Origin of the sequence: Euzebyella marina (genome assembly GCF_014855515.1) — a bacterium.
Classification (GTDB): Bacteria; Bacteroidota; Bacteroidia; order Flavobacteriales; family Flavobacteriaceae; genus Euzebyella; species Euzebyella marina.
Window position 1 is genome coordinate 613,532 of record NZ_JACYFK010000001.1, and the last position, 18,184, is coordinate 631,715.

Below are 18,184 nucleotides of genomic sequence, written 5' to 3' on the forward strand. Positions count from 1 at the left end.
TTTTTACAGTGCAATCGAAGTAAAATCAAACAGGTGAAAAAGAAGGTTATCAACATATGCTCATTGTTAATTCTAGGTAGCCTTTTTATAATAGGTTGTCAAAAAGAAACGAGACCCGCCCCAACAGAGGAACAAAAGATATTTTCTGCCTTGAGTGCTGCAAAAAGTGGTGTTCATTTTGAAAATACCTTGACCGAAAATGATAGCCTTAATTACTTCACTTACTCATACCTATACATGGGTGGTGGGGTAGCTACTGGTGATGTGAACGGCGACGGACTTTTAGACCTTTATTTCACAGGTAACCAAGTACCCAATAAGTTATATCTGAACAAAGGCAACCTGCAATTCGAAGATGTAAGCGACAAGGCGGGTGTAGCTGGCGACTACAGGTGGTATACAGGCGTGACGATGGGCGATATTAATGGGGATGGCCTATTGGATATTTATTGCTCTGTTGGAGGTAAGTTTGAGCCACGTGAAAATCAACTGTTCGTCAACAATGGCGATGGCACATTTTCGGAAAAAGCGAAGGAATATGGCTTGAACGATATTGGAAACAGTGTGCAAGCCACCTTTTTCGATTACGACAAAGATGGTGACCTTGATTTATACGTAGCGAATTACCCGCCTACCAAATTCGACTCCCCTACTTTCGTGTATACCTATAAAATGCAAAATGTCAAACCCGAAGAGAGCGATCACCTATACCGAAATGATGGCGGTAGTTTTACCGATGTGACAGAAGAAGCCGGGCTTTTGGTTTATGGTCTTTCTCTAAGCGCCACCGTTGGTGACTTAAATAACGATGGTTGGCCCGACATTTATGTGTCAAGTGATTTCAACTCCCCCGATTTTCTTTACCTGAACAATCAAGACGGAACATTCAAGGAGGTAGTCAAACAGGCCACCTCACATACGGCCTTCTATGGTATGGGCACCGATATCGCCGATATGAACAACGATGGTTTTCTTGATATTTTTCAAGTGGATATGGATGCCAAAACCAACCGCAGAAAAAAGGCCAATATGGCCAGTATGAACCCCCAACTCTTTTGGGATGTGGTCAATGCTGGTTTTCACTACCAATACATGCACAATTGCATGCAATTGAATTCTGGCGTTTTTGGCCCTGAAGGCATACCTCATTTTTCGAATGTTTCCCGAATTACCGGAACCTCATCGACCGATTGGAGCTGGGGGCCTCTTTTCGCAGATTTTGATAACGACGGCCATAAAGATTTATTCGTAAGCAATGGCACGCGGCGAGAAATCAATAACAACGATTATTTCAACCGGTTGAAAAAGGTTGAGCTAGAATCGGACACCTTATTGCTGCTAAGTTTGCAGATTCCTTCCGAAAAAATCGACAATTTCATGTTCAAAAACAAAGGTGATTTGGGCTTTGAAAGAACGAATAAAGAATGGGGAATTGAATTTGAAGGATTTTCAAATGGTGTGGTATATGCCGATCTCGATAATGATGGTGACCTTGAGGTAGTGACCAATAATATCGACGATGTTGCCTCCATTTTTAAAAATTCCAGTTCTGACAACAAGAACTTTTTGCAGGTTGCTTTTAAGGGTAAAGAAGGCAATCGTCTAGGTTTGGGTAGCCGGGTTTATCTAACCAATAACGGCATGCAACAACTACAAGAATTAACAATGACCCGAGGTTTTCAGTCTTCGGTCGCACCTGAAATGCACTTTGGTTTGGACCAACTTGAAAAAGTAGAACAACTAAAGGTAGTATGGCCCGATGGAAAAGTTCAACAACTTGAAAATGTTGATGTTAACCAAAAGTTAGTTTTAAACTACTCCGATGCAACCGACAGCAACGAATCTGAATTGATTGACAAAACCCTTTTTACTTCGACCAACACAACTCCATTTCCATCTTTCAAACACAAAGAGAACGATTACGATGATTTTGACAAGCAGGTATTGTTACCCCACAAAATGTCGTCATTTGGCCCTGCTTTGGCCATAGGAGATATTAATAAAGACGGTTTAGACGACTATTTTGTAGGGGGTGCCGCCAATAATTTAGGCCGACTTTTTGTTCAAAACGATGAAGGTTTTCAAGCAGTAGACAGCTCCTTTTTAAAGGATGATGCAAGAAGCGAAGACGTGGGCGCCCTATTTTTTGATGCCGACGGTGATGATGATTTAGACCTGTATGTGGTTAGTGGCGGATATGAGTTTCCATCGGATTCTGAGTTGATGCAAGATCGTCTCTATTTGAATGATGGAAAAGGCCATTTCGCCAAAGCACAAAACTCGCTTCCTAAAATGTGGGTAAGCGGTTCAAAGGTGTACACTTCTGATTTTGATCTTGATGGAGATGACGATTTATTGGTTTTGGGGAGGCAGGTTCCCGGTAAATATCCATCGCCTGCCAGTTCTTTCATTTTATCGAATAATAGCACCAACGGCCAGGTCCGGTTTGAAATTGACACAAGCCTTCAACCAGAGGAGTTTGGTGATTTAGGAATGGCCACTAGTGCGGTCATTACCGACCTTAACAATGACAAACGACCTGATATTATAGTCGTTGGCGAATGGATGCCCATCAGGGCCTTTGAGAATAACGCAAATGGATTCAAGGAAGCATCAACCAATCTAGGTCTAGATAAAAATACCACAGGTTGGTGGTGGAGCATAGCCCAAGGTGATTTTGACAATGACGGCGATATGGACTATGTGGTAGGCAACAACGGACTTAATTATAAGTATAAGGCGTCAGAAGAGGAGACTTTTGATATTTACGTAAACGATTTTGACGAAAACAATAGGCAAGATATCGTTCTTAGCTATTACAACGAAGGAAAGCAATATCCTTTAAGGGGTAGAGAGTGCTCTTCCCAACAGATTCCGGGTATTAAGCAGAAATTTGAAAACTATGCCAGCTTTGCAGATGCTACTCTAGCCGATGTCTATACAGAAGAATCATTGAATACCGCCCTACACTACCAGATCAAATCTTTTGCAAGTATTTATCTTGAAAATCAAAATGGGAAGTTGGTTGCCAGAAAGTTGCCCGTAGAGGCGCAATTATCGAGTATCAATCAATTCTTGGTCGATGATTATGACAATGATGGCAATCTCGATGTATTAATCGCCGGAAACCTCTTTGCTTCTGAAATTGAAACCCCCAGAAATGATGCAGGTCATGGTTTGCTTCTAAAGGGTGATGGCCAAGGCAATTTCCAAAGCGTTAGCGCCTCTAAAAGTGGCTTTTTTGTACCCGGGGACGTGAAGGATATGCAACCCATCAAAACAAAGAACGGCGACTATATTTTGGCAGCAAAGAACAATGATTTTCTGCAGGCCATTAAGCTAAATTAGGCCCCGTATGGGTTTAAGGTTTCAATAGTACTATCTGCCCGGTAATTGATTTGCGCGACTTTAATCGACCTCAAATGCGTAACGCCTTTCGATAGGCTTGAGTCATGATAGAAAAGGTACCATTTGCCATTTACCTCGCAAATAGAATGATGCGACGTCCACCCTACAACAGGGTTTAATATTCTGCCAGAGTAGGTAAATGGGCCGTACGGGTTATCTCCAATGGCATAGCATATAAAATGGGTATCTCCTGTAGAGTATGAAAAGTAATACTTACCGTTATATTTGTGCATCCAGGCAGCTTCAAAAAACCGCCTCTCATTGTCTCCCGAGAGCAATAAATTTCCTTTTTCGTCTACAATTTCAATCTCTTTGGGCTTCTCGGCAAACTCTAACATGTTATCGGTTAGTTTAGCGACGAAAGGTAGTAAGGCCGGTTCTTCATCATTCGGAATATGTGCTGTTGGGCTTTCAGGAAAATCCGGATTGAAATGACCTGTACGCCATCGCTGCAATTGACCTCCCCATAATCCCCCGAAATACATATAATAACTACCGTCTTCATCTTCAAAGACCGCAGGATCAATACTAAAGCTATTCTTGATGGCATTAGGTTGGGCCTTAAATGGCCCAACCGGTGAATCGGCTACCGCTACACCGATGCGAAATACGCCATTGTAATCTTTTGCAGGAAAATAGAGATAATACTTTCCGTTCTTATAGGCTGCATCGGGTGCCCACATTTGCCTTTCCGCCCACGGTACATCATCAACATGCAAGGCAACGCCATTGTCTATAGCTTCAGAATCAACTCCCTCCATAGATATGACATGATAATCTTCCATAGCAAAATGACTTCCTAAGTCATCAAAGGCCTCGCCTGCATCAATATCATGTGAAGGATAAATATATATTTTACCATTGAATACGTGTGCGGATGGGTCTGCCGTGTAGATGTGGCTTACCAACGGCTGGGACAGGGCTACTTTGTTAAGGTGTTCAAAATCTATATGATCAATAGAATCTTCAGGCATCTTTATTAATTTTTTATTTTTTAAGGATTAATACGCCTTTTATTTAGATCAGCTTCAATCTGTACTTCCATAGCTTTATTTATTTCATAGAGAAACAATAGAGCGGCGCCTACAACAAAGGGAATGGCGGGGAAGATACTCACCAGTAGTTTGATGCCCTCTACGGCACTATCGGTTTGTAATTCTGCATTCGGCACATAATCAAAAACCCCCAACACCCAAGTGGTTATGGCTCCACCAATACTGAGTCCGGCCTTTAGACCGACCATCATGGCAGAAAAGATAATAGCTGTAGCTCTGCGATTGTTCTTCCAATCGGAATAATCGGCCACATCGGCAATCATTGCCCAAAGAATAGGTATGGTTATACCGTAAAAGAAACCATGTAATATTTGAGCTAGAAACATTAGGCCGACGGCATCGGGCGGAAGTAGATAAAAAAACAATATGAACAGCGCCGATATGAACAAAAAGAGACCAAAGACATCACGTTTACCAAATTTATCGGCCAAACTTTTTGAAAGTGTAATACCGACTATCATAAAAATAATGCCCCCAGCATTAAATAGCCCAAAACCTGCCGACACTGGATCTTGACCGAACTGGTTCAACCCGATGGCCGATAAAGCATGAAGAATGGGGGCTATAAATTCGGCCAGGCGTGTTTCTTCTACATAATTTTCGAAGTAATATACATAAGCCCCCCCTTTCATTGCCAGGGTTATGAATACCAGCGTAGTCAAAGTAAGCATGATCACCCACGGCCTGTTTTTGACCAAATCGCTCAAATCATCTTTCAGGCTTGATTTCTGCTCCGGCTTGGGCACTATTCTTTCTTTAGTGGTAAAAAAAGTGATAATAAGCATTAAGGTGCCTACAATGGCCAAAGCGGTCATTACCTTTTCAATACCTACGGACATGTCTCCGCCACCAGCACTTTTGATAATTCCCAACATAAAGACCTGAACAAAGAATTGTGCGAACATCACCGCTACAAAACGATAGGAAGAAAGACTGTTTCGTTCGCCCATATCACCGGTAATTACCCCACTTAATGCAGAATAAGGCAAGTTATTAGCGGCATACAATAGAAGAAGTAAGGTATAGGTTACTATGGCGTAAACCACTTTTCCCTTATACGAGAAATCGGGAGTGGTAAAGGCGAAAAGAGCAACGGCCCCTAAAGGTATCGCGGTAAAAATAACCCAAGGCCTAAATTTACCCCATTTAGTATGTGTTCTATCGGCCAGCGCCCCAATCAAGGGGTTAAACACGAAAGCGGCTATAAGGCCCACGGTAAGCATTATGGCCGATGAATCTTTGGGGGAAAGACCATAAATATCGGTGTAGAAAAAAGCCAAATAGGTTATGAGCGTCTGAAAGACCAAATTGGCCGCTAGATCTCCTAGGCTATAGCCAATTTTTTCCTTTACGGAAAGTTTCTGAGTTTTGGTTGTCATAGTTGAGTTGAGTTATTCCAATACTATTTCTTCAGCCCCATAACCTCATGATAAGCAGCTTTTGGACTATAATTTCTATCAAATAGCAGCGGGTAGTTGGTTCTGTTTCTGATGGGCCAACCGTTGAGCCATGAAGCCCCATCTTGTATTCCCCAAAAAGTTACCCTGTCGATTTTTTCACGGTGCTTTAGAAATAATTGGAAAATGCTTTTATAACGAGAAGCAAGCTGTTGCTCTACTGAATCGGGCAGCGATTGCGGAAAAGGGTTCATCTTTTCATCACCTTCAAAATTTTGGCTTACTTCGGCACCTTCTAAATCCCAAGGGTTCGGTAAAACCGTAATGTCCAGTTCTGTTATGGCTACCTTTACACCGGCATTGTAATAATCGACTATACTTTGTTCTATTTCTTCTAAAGTAGGCCCCTTCAGGTTCCAATGCCCCTGCATACCCACAACATCTATTTTGATTCCCCTAGATTTTAAATTTTTTACAATTGAAATTGCTCCTTTTCGCTTATCGGCGGCTGTAAGGTTATAATCATTGTAAGTTAGTTGGGCGTCAGGGTCGACCTCCGATGCCAACCGAAACGCTAAATCCAAATATTGCGGACCTATCGTTTTCAGAAAGACGGATTCGCGAAGTGTTCCGTCTTCATTTAGTGCTTCATTAACAACATCCCAAGATTGTATTTTCCCTTTATATCTTCCCATGATGGCATTGATATGGTGTCTTAAAACCTCGACCATTTCTGTACTGTCGCTTACCTCTTCCACCCAATCGGCCAATTGACTATGCCAAACCAACGTGTGCCCCACAATAAACGAGCTGTCTCTCTGGCCCATAGCAACATACTTGTCGCTCATTTGAAAGTCAAAACCATCTTCTTCCGGATGAATGTACATCCACTTCATTATGTTTTCAGGAGTTATGCTATTAAATTCACGTTTGAGCAGGCTCGTGCCTAGCGAATCAACTCCATCAATCAGTCGACCGTTGACAGCAACACCCATGTAAAAATCATCGACGAACGCATCTGAAAGACCCATTGCTTTACTCTCGTCAACCTCAGCATTTACTTTTTCTGAATTTTTACAACCAAGCAGTAACCAAAAAACTATGATAAAAAAGAATATAAGAAACCTTGACAGTTGTATCATAATGCCGCTTTTGTGATAATTAATTCTTGATTAGAAAGTAGGCACCCTGTTTGCTCAATTTCGAAATCGACAAACAACAGACCTGTATTTTAGCAACTATGTAAAAATCGCTCTTATGAAGTGGATTGCCTATTAGTTTTGAAGCAACAAATAGTACAGATGTGGCATGCGCCCACAATGTTTAAGAATAGGAACATTATGGCTTTAATTAGCCTTGTTTGAGCTCGGTAGGAAGCATACCGAAGTGAGTTTTAAAGCATTTAGTAAAATACGATGGGGATGAAAAGCCTACTTTAAAACACACTTCACTTATAGATGCATCCCCATTTTCAATCATTTCCTTCGCTTTTTCCAATCGAATTTTTCTTAAAAATTCATTCGCAGTAAATCCGGTCAAAGCCTTGATTTTTCTGTATAGTTGACTACGGCTCAAATTTAATTCCTCAGCCAATAGCTCTACATTGAGGTTTTCATCCGCCACATTCTCAACTATATAATCAATGACCCTTGCGATGAAGTTTTTGTCCAGTGTAGTCGTGTTTTCAGGTATCTTCACGTTATTGGTGTCATTACCCAACTTATCCAGAAGTATTTGTCTACTTTTCAATAACCTCTTGAGCTGCGAGCGCAGCACGGTCATATCAAAAGGCTTGCTTAAATAGACATCCGCACCTGAGTCGATACCCATAACCCAATCTTCGTTCATGGTTTTGGCAGTTAACATTAATAGGGGAATGTGACTCGTTTTCAAATCGGACTTTAATGCTTCAGAAAACTCGAAACCATTCATTTCCGGCATTACGACATCGGTTATTATTAAGTCGGGTAGGCGCTTGTTTGCCGCATCTAGACCCATTTGCCCGTTTGCGGCCTCTATTATATGATAGTCAGACTTTAGTTCTTGTTTAAGATAAGCCCTAAGTTCGGTATTGTCTTCAACTACCAAAACTGTCTTTTTACTACCTACATCTTTAAACGTACCTAATAATTCTGTAGCAGCCTCTGGTACTGAAAATTCTCCATTAGTTGCTACACTTTCTCTGCGCATAAACTCATCATCATTGAAATGATCTTTACCCAAAGGCAAAAACACCCTGAATTTGGTGCCAACGGTTTCTTCACTTTCAACAACAACAATACCTTTTAGCAGGTCAACAAAACTTTTTACCACCTCTAAGCCAATTCCTGTTCCGCCATAATATTGACTATTCATATTCTTAACCTGATAAAAGCGCTCAAAAACACTTTTTACCTCTTCTTGACTTATGCCACTACCCGTATCTTCAATACTGATTTCGATTGCCTTGATTACCTGGTTTTCATCAATTAAGGGAAACTTTTTTCCATCTTTACAAATGGTTACACCCACGGTGATAGTACCATTATCAGGAGTTATTTTAAAAGCGTTGGATAGAATGTTGAACAATACTTTTTCGAGCATACCTTGATCGCTCCATAGTTCTATATCCGTTTCCTCGGTATCAAAGAGCAAGGCAATATTTTTTAAGGCCGCCTCTTCATTAAAATGGTCGGTAATCTCTTTAGTAAAAGCCACACCGTCGAACTTAGAAACTTTCAAAGAAAATTTATTTAGTTGCAGCTTCCTGAAATCCATTAATTCATCAATTAATCGCTTAAGCCTACCAGTATTCTTTCGTACCGTATGCAACTTCTCTTTAATATTCTTCGGAAGTTTAATCTCATTACTCGTCATAATCGACTCCAATGGATTCAAAATCAAGGTCAGTGGTGTTCTAAACTCATGCGAGATATTGGTGAAAAATTGAATCTTTCTATTATTCAATTCCTCTTCTTGAAGTCTTTTTGCCCTTTCGAACTGAATCATTCTTTTTTCTCGAACTCTTTCTCGAATCAAACGATAACCAAGAAATGAGAACAACCCAAGTAATAAGATATAAGTGCATATAGCCCAGTTGGTTTTCCACCAAGGGGGCAGTACGGTTATTTTTAAGGCCTTCACATCTTCGTTCCACACCCCGTCATTATTCGAAGCCTTGACCATAAAGGTATAATCACCCGGTGAAAGATTGGTATAATGGGCACTGGTAGTATTTCCGACAAAATTCCAGGTTTCTTCAAGCCCCTCTAAGTAATAAGCGTATTGATTTTTTTCGGGCCTTGTATAATTAACCCCCGCATATTCAACTGTAAAAACCGACTGTTTGTGGTTCAAGGTTACATGTTGCGACTTACCAATGGCTTCTTTGAACGGAGACGTCTCGTTGATATCGTTTGAAGCCTTATTATAAACTTTAAAGTTTGTAAAATATATGGGCGGACGACTCTCATTGATTGCTATTTGGTCAGGTTCAACAATGTTGATACCCTTATAGTTTCCAAAATACAAAGTGCCACCTTCATCTTTAAAGGCGGCATTAAAATTGAAATCATCTGAAAGCAACCCATCATTGGTGTCAAAATTCACAAATCGCCCACTGTCTTTATCCAAATAAGACAAGCCATTATTACCGCCGACCCATAAGGTGCCATCGTCACTTTCGATAATGTTAGAAATCGTTTCTTGCTTCAGGTTGGCCGAAGAACTGTTATACCAATCTATTTTATGGCTTCTGGTATCATATTTCCACAATCCGGCCCCATCGGTACCAATCCACAAATTGCCGTACCGATCTTCAAATAAAGAAACAATCATATCGATCATGGCCTTCTCCGCAGGAATACCTTTCTCTTCGGCTACCAAATCAAGCTTTGAGAACGGCTTATTGGAGTTATGCTCTCTTTTTAGAAGCCCCCTATTGGTTGCTACCCAAACAGTATTCTCTCTATCAACCAGTACTTTTCTAATTTCAGCCTCACATTTGAACAAATTATCCGGAACATACCCGAATTCATCTGTTTTTGTGTCAAAATAATGCAAACCACTTGAGCTTGTACCTATCCAGACTACCCCGTCAATGTCTTCGGCAAAAGACATAACCCGATACGACCGTAACCTTCCTTCGACATTCGTTATTTCAAAATGCTTAAAGGTCTTGCTTCCTTGGGGCAAGTAGTACATTCCTGAATTCCAAGTGGCCACCCATAAGTTACCCCCGCTATCAAGAAATAAGTTCTGTACATCAAGCCCGGTCAACCCTTGGGCAATTTGGTTGTTCGGGTCAATCAGATGATGAAATTTTTTTCTTTCAAGATCATATACATCGATACCACCACCATCCATACCGATCCACAATCTATTTTTCTTGTCTTTGATTATACTCGTAACAGAAGAAGATTGCAACGAATTATGAACGTTCTGTATGCTCTCTAAATCTTTGAACTTATCGTACTGCTTATCATAGACACTTACACCAGCATTATACGAGCCCATCCATATTCTATCTTGATCATCTACAAACAAAGACCAAATCGAATTCGACTGTATACCGTTTACCTCAAACTTATCATAACGGTAATTTTTTACGACTGAGCCGTCTTTAGCAAGAACGAATAGCCCATCGTTCTCGGTACCACACAAAATTTTTCCATCGGGAGCCTGCACCATAGTGAAGATTCGAACATCGGTAATTCGAAACCTAGTAGCAGAATAGGTATTCATCGCCCCCGACTCTACTTTTAGTAAGCCATCGGAGAAAGTCCCCATCCATAATGATCCTGAGTCATCGATTAATATAGTCTCAATACCAAAGGGTGCACCATTGTCCGTGACTGCGCCTTTTAAAACCACTGATTTAGCCTGATTACCGTCGTATTCATACAAACCATTACTGGTGCCCATAAGTATTTTACCATCGGGTCTTTTTGTTAGGCATCGAATTCGAATGGGATCAGATGGTCGGGGATCAATGGCAACCGATTTTCCGGTCAGATTTTTGGGATCGACTTCATATAGCCCATGAGAACTGGTTCCGACCAAAATTTTACCGCCATCTGTCTCCGCAATAGCCCGTACAACCACTTTTTCAAGTGCCTTTTCCCCTTCATAAAAAATGACCCTATTAAAATGATCATGGTTTTCATCATAAACATTGAGTCCCACTTCGGTTCCTACCCAAACCCTGTTATTACTATCAACGAACGCCTTTTGAACCAAAGAACTGTTCAGCGAATTCGGGTTTTGAAATTCTTGACGATACGAAATTAGGTCAGCGCTATAATTCTTATATATACCCGCCCCGTAGGCTCCTATCCATATTATACCATTCTGATCTTGAACAATGGTAGATATTGCCTTTTGAGTAATGTTTTTATCAATATCAACAAATGAATATTCAACTTCGTTATTTTGGGAATAACCAACTTGAACAAGGCCCAAAAATAGAGCTGTTAATTTGAAAAGCCACTTTAACGATTTCATTATAATCCCGCTTTGAACCTAAGGTTCTTTTAATTCGATTGCGTAAATTTTGCTGAGCCTTAAAAATAGTTATTTAGAGTTAACAATCTCGCATTAGAGCCTTCATTAACAGTTTTCTTGGTTGAAACACGAAGAACTTATTTGCCTCAATATAAATCACTTGTAACAATCATTAAAAGTAGGCATGCTTCAAATGTTGTATAAATGGACACATAGTTTTTAGTAAAGAGGTGACCCTTTTTTAAAATTTGCATACGTTAATTCATGTACATTGAACACTTAATGTATTGGTGAATTCGTATTTTTAGAGGTAAAGTTCATGGCTTATCTCAACTAACTCCAACTCAAAATGCTTCTAAACAGATTCTTTCTTGTTCTAGTCTTTTTCGCCTATAATCTTCTGCTTTCACAAACCCCAGCCGGTTATGAACTATGGATGGATTATAAAAAAGTCGAAATGCCTAGTTTGTCTTCGCAATATTCAAACATCGCCAACGAAGTAACTGTTTTAGGTGAAGGGGAAACCATTCAAGTGATTAAGAATGAATTACTATTGGCCCTGCCGCAAATGTTGGGAAGCCAATTTGAAATCAAAAAAGAGGTCGGTGAAAAATCAAGTATGATAATTGCCACTTGGGCCCAGCTGCCTCAAAACATTAAAAAACAAATTGAGCTTGATGATGAAAGTTTTGGCAATGAAGGTTTTACCCTTAAGTCTTTAAACACAAAAAAAGCACAAAAAGTAATAGTGACTGCCAATTCCGAAATCGGCCTGCTTTACGGCACTTTTAGGTTGTTGGCACTGATGCAACAGCACAGCGACCTTACTAATATAAATCTAGTGGACACCCCTAAAATAGATATTCGTATGCTTAATCATTGGGATAATCTAGACCGTACCGTTGAGAGGGGCTACGCCGGATTTTCGCTTTGGAATTGGCAAAAACTACCTGAATTTATAGACCAGCGCTATGTCGATTATGCACGTGCCAATGCATCGGTAGGCATCAATGCCGTTTCACTCACCAATGTGAACGCAAATGCCCTTATTTTAACTCCCATGTATTTAGAAAAGGTAAAGGCCTTGGCCGAAACCTTTCGCCCTTACGGCATAAAAGTTTATTTAACAGCACGGTTTTCCGCTCCCATTGAAATTGGCGGATTGGAATCGGCGGATCCACTTAATCAAAAGGTGATTGAATGGTGGCAGGCCAAAGCGGATGAAATTTATGATTTGATACCTGATTTTGGCGGATTTCTAGTGAAGGCTAATTCCGAGGGACAACCAGGACCGCAAAATTATGACCGTAACCATGTAGACGGCGCCAATATGATGGCGAAAGCGCTCGCCCCCCACAAAGGGAATGTTATCTGGAGGGCTTTTGTGTATTCCGAACACGATGCCGATGACCGAGCTAAACAAGCTTATTCAGAGTTCGTACCCTACGACGGTCAATTTCTTCCCAATGTTTTGGTTCAGGTTAAAAATGGAGCCATCGACTTTCAGCCTCGGGAGCCTTTTCACCCCATGTTCGGCGCCATGTCCAAAACGCCCATTATGATGGAGTTTCAGATTACCAAAGAGTATCTGGGGTTTAGCACACATTTGGTATACCTACCCAAATTGTACGAAGAAGTATTGGAAGCCGACACCTATCAAGAAGGGAAAGGGTCTACAGTAGCCAAGGTCTTGGACGGTTCGTTGCAAGGTCAACAAATTACGGGAATGGCAGGGGTGGCCAATATAGGAAATGACCTTAACTGGACGGGGCATCCTTTTGGGCAAGCAGATTGGTATGGCTTTGGTAGGCAGGCATGGAATCCTTATCTAGACTCCGAAAAGATTGCCGACGAATGGCTGCGAATGACCTTTAGCAACGATGAAAAGTTTGTAGAACCTATCAAAGAGATGATGGTTACTTCCCGAGAAGCGGTAGTCAATTACATGAATCCTCTGGGTCTCCATCACATTTTTGATACGGGCCACCACTATGGCCCCGGGCCTTGGGTAAGTGAACTCAGCAGACCGGAATGGAATCCTGTTTATTACCATCAAGCAGATGAAAACGGAATTGGTTTTGACCGTACTCCTTCAGGGAGTAATGCAACCGCTCAATATGCCCAGCCTGTGGCAGAAATGTTCAACGACCCCAAGACCTGCCCCGAGGAGTATTTACTTTGGTTCCATCACCTGCCTTGGGATTATCAACTAAAGAACGGGGAGACACTCTGGAACGGATTGGCAAGGAAGTATCAAGAAGGCGTGAACCAAGTGGCTAAAATGCAAAAAACTTGGAACCAAATCAAACCTTATGTGAGTGCAGAGCAACACAAAGAAGTTAACATGCTGCTCACTATTCAGCATAAAGAAGCTAAATGGTGGCGCGATGCCTGTTTGCTCTATTTCCAGACCTTTTCCAAACAAGAATTGCCCGTAGGTGTAGAAAAACCGGAGCACGACTTAGAATACTACAAATCTTTAAAATTTCCTTTTGCACCTGGTATTAGGCCGCGCTGGTAAAGACAACTTATAATCATCCTATTATACATGAAATATCTATACACCTCCTTAACTTTTCTTTTCTTCTGCGTTAACATACAAGCCCAGGAAAATATTATAACCGTTAAGGTAAACGAACCCCAAGACACCATAAGCAAACATATTTATGGCCATTTTGCAGAGCACTTGGGCCGAGGAATCTATGATGGTTTTTATGTGGGAAAGGATTCGAAAATTCCCAATACCAATGGAATTAGAACCGATGTGGTAGAAGCGCTTAGAGAGCTACAAATTCCGGTTTTGCGTTGGCCCGGTGGATGTTTTGCCGAGCAGTACCAATGGCGAGACGGAATTGGCCCTGTAGATGAACGCCCCTTGGTGGTCAATACTTTTTGGGGAGGCGTTACCGAGGATAATTCCTTTGGCACACATGAGTTTTTGGAACTCTGTGAAATGCTCGATACCGAACCTTACATTGCTGTAAATATTGCTAGTGGAACCGTAAAAGATGCCAGCCAGTGGATTGAATATGTAACCTCTGATAAGGATAGTGAAGTAACCAGATTGCGGAAGCAAAACGGTCGAGAAGAACCTTGGGATGTAAAGTTTTGGGGAATAGGGAATGAAAATTGGGGCTGTGGCGGCAGTATGGATGCCAATTATTACACCAACGTTTTTAAACGGTACAGTACCTATTGCAATGCCGAATATAAAATTGCAAGCGGAGGTGAGTGGGACGACCTTGACTGGACCCGAACCTTCATGACCAAAATAAAAGAAGTACCCAATTTTATTGATATTGCCCATGGAATGTCGTACCACTACTATACCATCGCTAATGATTGGGCGGTGAAAGGATCTGCTACAAATTTTGTTGAAGAGGAATGGTTTAGAAGTATGGACCAGACCATGAAAATGGAAGACAACCTCAAAGACCATATCGCCATTATGGACGAGCATGACCCTGACAACAAAATTGCACTTATTGCGGATGAGTGGGGAACTTGGTATGATGTGGAAGAAGGTACCAATCCTGGTTTTCTATACCAACAAAACACGCTGAGGGATGCCTTGGTGGCAGCCTTGGGCCTCAACATTTTTAATAATAATGCCCGGCGAATAAAAATGGCCAATATAGCACAGACTGTAAATGTACTTCAGGCCATGATTCTTACCAAAAAAGAGCAAATGGTAAAAACACCTACATTTTATCTGTTCAAAATGTATAAAGAGCACCAAGATGCGGTGCAACTACCAAGTGATTTTCAAGGAAAAACGTATAAAACAGAGCAAGGGGAAATTCCTTCGGTATCGGTTTCGGCATCCAAGAACGGCAAAGGTGAAATTCACATTTCCATTGCAAATGTACATCCTCGTGCCGATTTAAAAACCACCTTGGACCTACAGGGGTTGGATAAACTGAACAACGTTTCGGCCTCCATTATTTCAGCGGACAAAATGAACTCCTTTAATGATTTTGGCAAAGAAGAGCAGGTGAAGATTGCTTCCTTCGATGCATTCAAAAAGAAAAAAGCTAAGTTAGAGATAGAAATACCAGCGAAGTCGGTCATCCAATTTAAAGTTCAATAAACCACCTTGTAATGAAGTATTTCACCTGGCGCTCATTTTATTTAAGTACCCTCTTTCTCTTTGTTGGTAGCAGCAGTCTTTTTGCTCAGATTAAGCTACCCAAGTTAATAAGTAATGGTGCCATCTTTCAGCGGGATACTGAACTTAAAATTTGGGGATGGGCCTCTCCGCAAGAAAAAATAGAATTAACATTTAAAGGCGATATTTTTACCGCCACCACTAACAGTCAAGGGGAATGGGAGCTTATACTACCCCCTCAAAAAGCAGGTGGGCCTCATCAATTTATATTTAAGGGAAGCAATGAAATTACCCTAAGCAACATCCTGTTCGGGGAGGTTTGGGTATGTTCAGGACAATCGAACATGGAACTGACCATGAACCGGTTACGTGACACTTATCCGGAAGTTATAGCCAACTCTAAAAATTCACAGATCAGGCAGTTTTTGGTGGCCGATAAATACGATTTTAAAGAGGCGCATTCCGATTTTGATTCAGGCGAATGGAAGGAAGCCAACCCTGAAAGTCTTATGAATTTTTCCGGAGTTGCCTACTTCTTTGCCAAAGATATTTACGAAAAATACGATGTTCCGGTAGGCTTGATTAATTCCGCTTTGGGCGGCTCACCCGTAGAAGCATGGATGAGCGAAGATGCCCTAAGAGAATTCCCTAAAGCCTATGAAGAAATGCAAAGGTATAAAAATGATGACCTTATTGCCTCTACTGAAGAAAAAGACCAATCCCGTCAAAAGGCATGGTATCAGAAATTAAACACGGAGGACCAAGGCTTTCAAACCGGAAAAGAATGGTTTCAAAAAAATCTAGATGACTCCCCATGGAAAACCATGAAATTGCCCAATTTCTGGGATGAGCTAGGATTAAAAAATACCAACGGCGTAGTTTGGTTTAGGAAGCACATCAATCTACCAAAAAAATGGTCTGCCGAAAATAATAAACTGTGGCTGGGCAGAATGGTGGATCAAGACCATGTCTATGTTAATGGACATTTTGTTGGTACTACAGGTTACCAATATCCGCCCAGAAAATATAAGGTCCCTGACTCCCTATTAAACGAAGGTGACAATGTAATTACCGTTAGACTCATCAGCGAAAGCGGAAAAGGAGGTTTTATCAAAGACAAGCCTTATTTTCTAACTAACGGGAAGGACACCCTCGATTTGAAAGGAGATTGGAAGTATAGATTGGGCACTAAAATGGAACCTTTACAAGGGCCTACTTTTATACGTTGGAAACCTGGCGGACTCTACAACAAGATGATTGCGCCTTTGTTAAACTATAAAATCAAGGGTGCCATCTGGTATCAAGGGGAGTCTAACACCAATGACCCCAATAGTTATTTTAAAACCTTTCCGGCACTTATTAAAAACTGGAGGGCTAAATGGGATATGGGCGATTTCCCTTTTCTATTTGTTCAATTGGCCAATTTTATGGAGGAAACCCACGAACCGGTAGAAAGTGATTGGGCACAATTAAGGCAGGCCCAGTTACAAACTTTAGACCTTCCGAATACCGGAATGGCAGTCATTACAGATATTGGTGAGTGGAATGACATCCACCCTTTGAATAAAAGAGATGTAGGTAAACGTTTGGCCCAACTTTCTTTTGGATTAGCGTACAAAGATGAAAATGCATTGACCAGCCCGGTACCCAAGAACGCTGATTTTCTAACCAATCGTGTTGAAATAGAATTCAATTATTTGAAAGAAGGATTAATGTCGAAGAATGAAAAGCCCTTGCAAACTTTTGAGGTTTCCGGCGATGGCAAAACATTTCAAATGGCACAAGCAAGGCTTGAAGGTGACAAGGTAATTGTACACCAAAAAGGAATCAAAAACCCGGTTGCAGTACGCTATGCATGGTCTAACAACCCCGCAAAAGCCAATCTGTTTTCAAAAGAAGGTTTGCCCGTTTCTCCATTCGAGTTAAAAAAAGATTAGTTCCATTTAAAGGCGAAGTAACGACAAGAACCTTCCCCAAGATTTTTGATGCCGTGTAAAGAGCCTGATTTCGCCAAGTAAAAATCACCGGGGCCTGCCTGATACGTTTTACCTGCAATGGTCATCTCGGTATTACCGGCCATCATTAAAATAATTTCCGTTTCATTGTGGGTATGCGGCTCGTGACTGGGGCCTAATTTATCCAGTTGGGTTACATGCATTTCGTAACGCTCGCACATGGCCGTTTCCCTATCGAAATAGGGTACACCTCCCCCTCTCGAACTTGGCTTATAGGTGAGCGAATCGGCATTGATCATTAAAGAGCCTCCCGCTTTTGTACCCCGCTCAATATTCATCGGCTTTTTAGATCGGTACCGAATCACATAATAGGTCAAATCGGTATCGCCCACGTTTTCCATTTGGTGCATCTGTTGGGGCATCAGTAAAATAACACCCTCAGGACCTAAAATTTTACTTTCGCCCTCAATGGTAATTTTCATGGTGCCTTCTCGAACGATAATACATTCCTCAATATCTTCATTTGCATGTGCAGGGCCAGGAGTTGCGCCCGGTTTCTGGGTGGTTGCATGCATTTCAATGTATTCTAAATGTGGTGAAGTGCCCTCAAGAATGGCGCGACCTTCCTTTAAATCAGATTTTTTTACCGGAAATTCGTCCCACGCGTAAAGTCCTTCTTTTATAGGTTCCATTTGAGCATTTGATATTAAAGAGAATAGTATGAGCATGCCAGTTACCAATGTTTTCATGATTGTATAGTTAAGTTGATTTGAGGCCCTA

At 41.3% G+C, this 18,184-nt stretch carries 9 protein-coding genes; 4 read left to right on the plus strand and 5 right to left on the minus strand.

Annotated elements, in window-relative coordinates:
* The first annotated feature begins 33 nt into the window (after positions 1-33).
* Positions 34-3,348, plus strand: a complete 3,315-nt coding sequence (locus IL356_RS02415; RefSeq protein ID WP_121847385.1) for a VCBS repeat-containing protein — start codon at positions 34-36, stop codon at positions 3,346-3,348.
* On the opposite strand, the gene IL356_RS02420 is transcribed toward IL356_RS02415, so the two are convergent.
* The 4 genes from IL356_RS02420 to IL356_RS02435 form a co-directional block, all read right to left on the minus strand.
* A complete protein-coding gene (locus IL356_RS02420; protein ID WP_121847384.1) occupies positions 3,345-4,382 on the minus strand; it encodes a glycoside hydrolase family 43 protein in 1,038 nt (345 codons plus the stop codon). The two genes, IL356_RS02415 and IL356_RS02420, sit on opposite strands and share 4 nt — an antisense overlap.
* A 20-nt stretch (positions 4,383-4,402) precedes the next feature.
* Entirely contained in the window at positions 4,403-5,842 is a 1,440-nt protein-coding gene (locus tag IL356_RS02425) for an MFS transporter (protein WP_121847383.1), read from the minus strand.
* A gap of 23 nt (positions 5,843-5,865) precedes the next feature.
* On the minus strand, positions 5,866-7,002 hold the full coding sequence (locus IL356_RS02430) for an endo-1,4-beta-xylanase (protein ID WP_121847382.1): 1,137 nt from the start codon (positions 7,000-7,002) through the stop codon (positions 5,866-5,868).
* Positions 7,003-7,210: 208 nt separating this feature from the next.
* A complete protein-coding gene (locus IL356_RS02435; protein WP_121847381.1) occupies positions 7,211-11,341 on the minus strand; it encodes a two-component regulator propeller domain-containing protein in 4,131 nt (1,376 codons plus the stop codon).
* Between the two features lie 349 nt (positions 11,342-11,690).
* Here IL356_RS02435 and IL356_RS02440 point away from each other — a divergent pair, with 349 nt between their 5' ends.
* Genes IL356_RS02440 through IL356_RS02450 form a run of 3 tightly spaced genes read left to right on the plus strand, consistent with a single transcriptional unit; the run spans position 11,691 to position 17,386 of the window.
* Complete coding sequence (locus tag IL356_RS02440) at positions 11,691-13,862, plus strand: alpha-glucuronidase family glycosyl hydrolase (protein WP_121847380.1); 2,172 nt, start codon at positions 11,691-11,693, stop codon at positions 13,860-13,862.
* A gap of 27 nt (positions 13,863-13,889) precedes the next feature.
* Positions 13,890-15,431 (plus strand): alpha-N-arabinofuranosidase, encoded by a 1,542-nt coding sequence (locus tag IL356_RS02445; protein WP_121847379.1) that lies wholly within the window; start codon positions 13,890-13,892, stop codon positions 15,429-15,431.
* 11 nt (positions 15,432-15,442) lie between these two features.
* Positions 15,443-17,386 carry a sialate O-acetylesterase gene (locus tag IL356_RS02450; RefSeq protein WP_121847378.1) on the plus strand — a complete coding sequence of 648 codons (1,944 nt, stop codon included), beginning with the start codon at positions 15,443-15,445 and terminating at the stop codon, positions 17,384-17,386.
* On the opposite strand, the gene IL356_RS02455 is transcribed toward IL356_RS02450, so the two are convergent.
* A complete protein-coding gene (locus IL356_RS02455) occupies positions 17,383-18,153 on the minus strand; it encodes a cupin domain-containing protein (RefSeq protein WP_121847377.1) in 771 nt (256 codons plus the stop codon). The two genes, IL356_RS02450 and IL356_RS02455, sit on opposite strands and share 4 nt — an antisense overlap.
* Positions 18,154-18,184: the final 31 nt, after the last annotated feature.

What these genes read in the sequence shown, in the direction of transcription:
- IL356_RS02450 (WP_121847378.1), top strand. Translation starts at nt 15,443, where the DNA reads ATGAAGTATTTCACCTGGCGCTCATTTTATTTAAGTACCCTCTTTCTC.
- IL356_RS02445 (WP_121847379.1), top strand. Translation starts at nt 13,890, where the DNA reads ATGAAATATCTATACACCTCCTTAACTTTTCTTTTCTTCTGCGTTAAC.
- IL356_RS02420 (WP_121847384.1), bottom strand. Translation starts at nt 4,382, where the DNA reads ATGCCTGAAGATTCTATTGATCATATAGATTTTGAACACCTTAACAAA.
- IL356_RS02425 (WP_121847383.1), bottom strand. Translation starts at nt 5,842, where the DNA reads ATGACAACCAAAACTCAGAAACTTTCCGTAAAGGAAAAAATTGGCTAT.
- IL356_RS02455 (WP_121847377.1), bottom strand. Translation starts at nt 18,153, where the DNA reads ATGAAAACATTGGTAACTGGCATGCTCATACTATTCTCTTTAATATCA.
- IL356_RS02440 (WP_121847380.1), top strand. Translation starts at nt 11,691, where the DNA reads ATGCTTCTAAACAGATTCTTTCTTGTTCTAGTCTTTTTCGCCTATAAT.
- IL356_RS02435 (WP_121847381.1), bottom strand. Translation starts at nt 11,341, where the DNA reads ATGAAATCGTTAAAGTGGCTTTTCAAATTAACAGCTCTATTTTTGGGC.
- IL356_RS02430 (WP_121847382.1), bottom strand. Translation starts at nt 7,002, where the DNA reads ATGATACAACTGTCAAGGTTTCTTATATTCTTTTTTATCATAGTTTTT.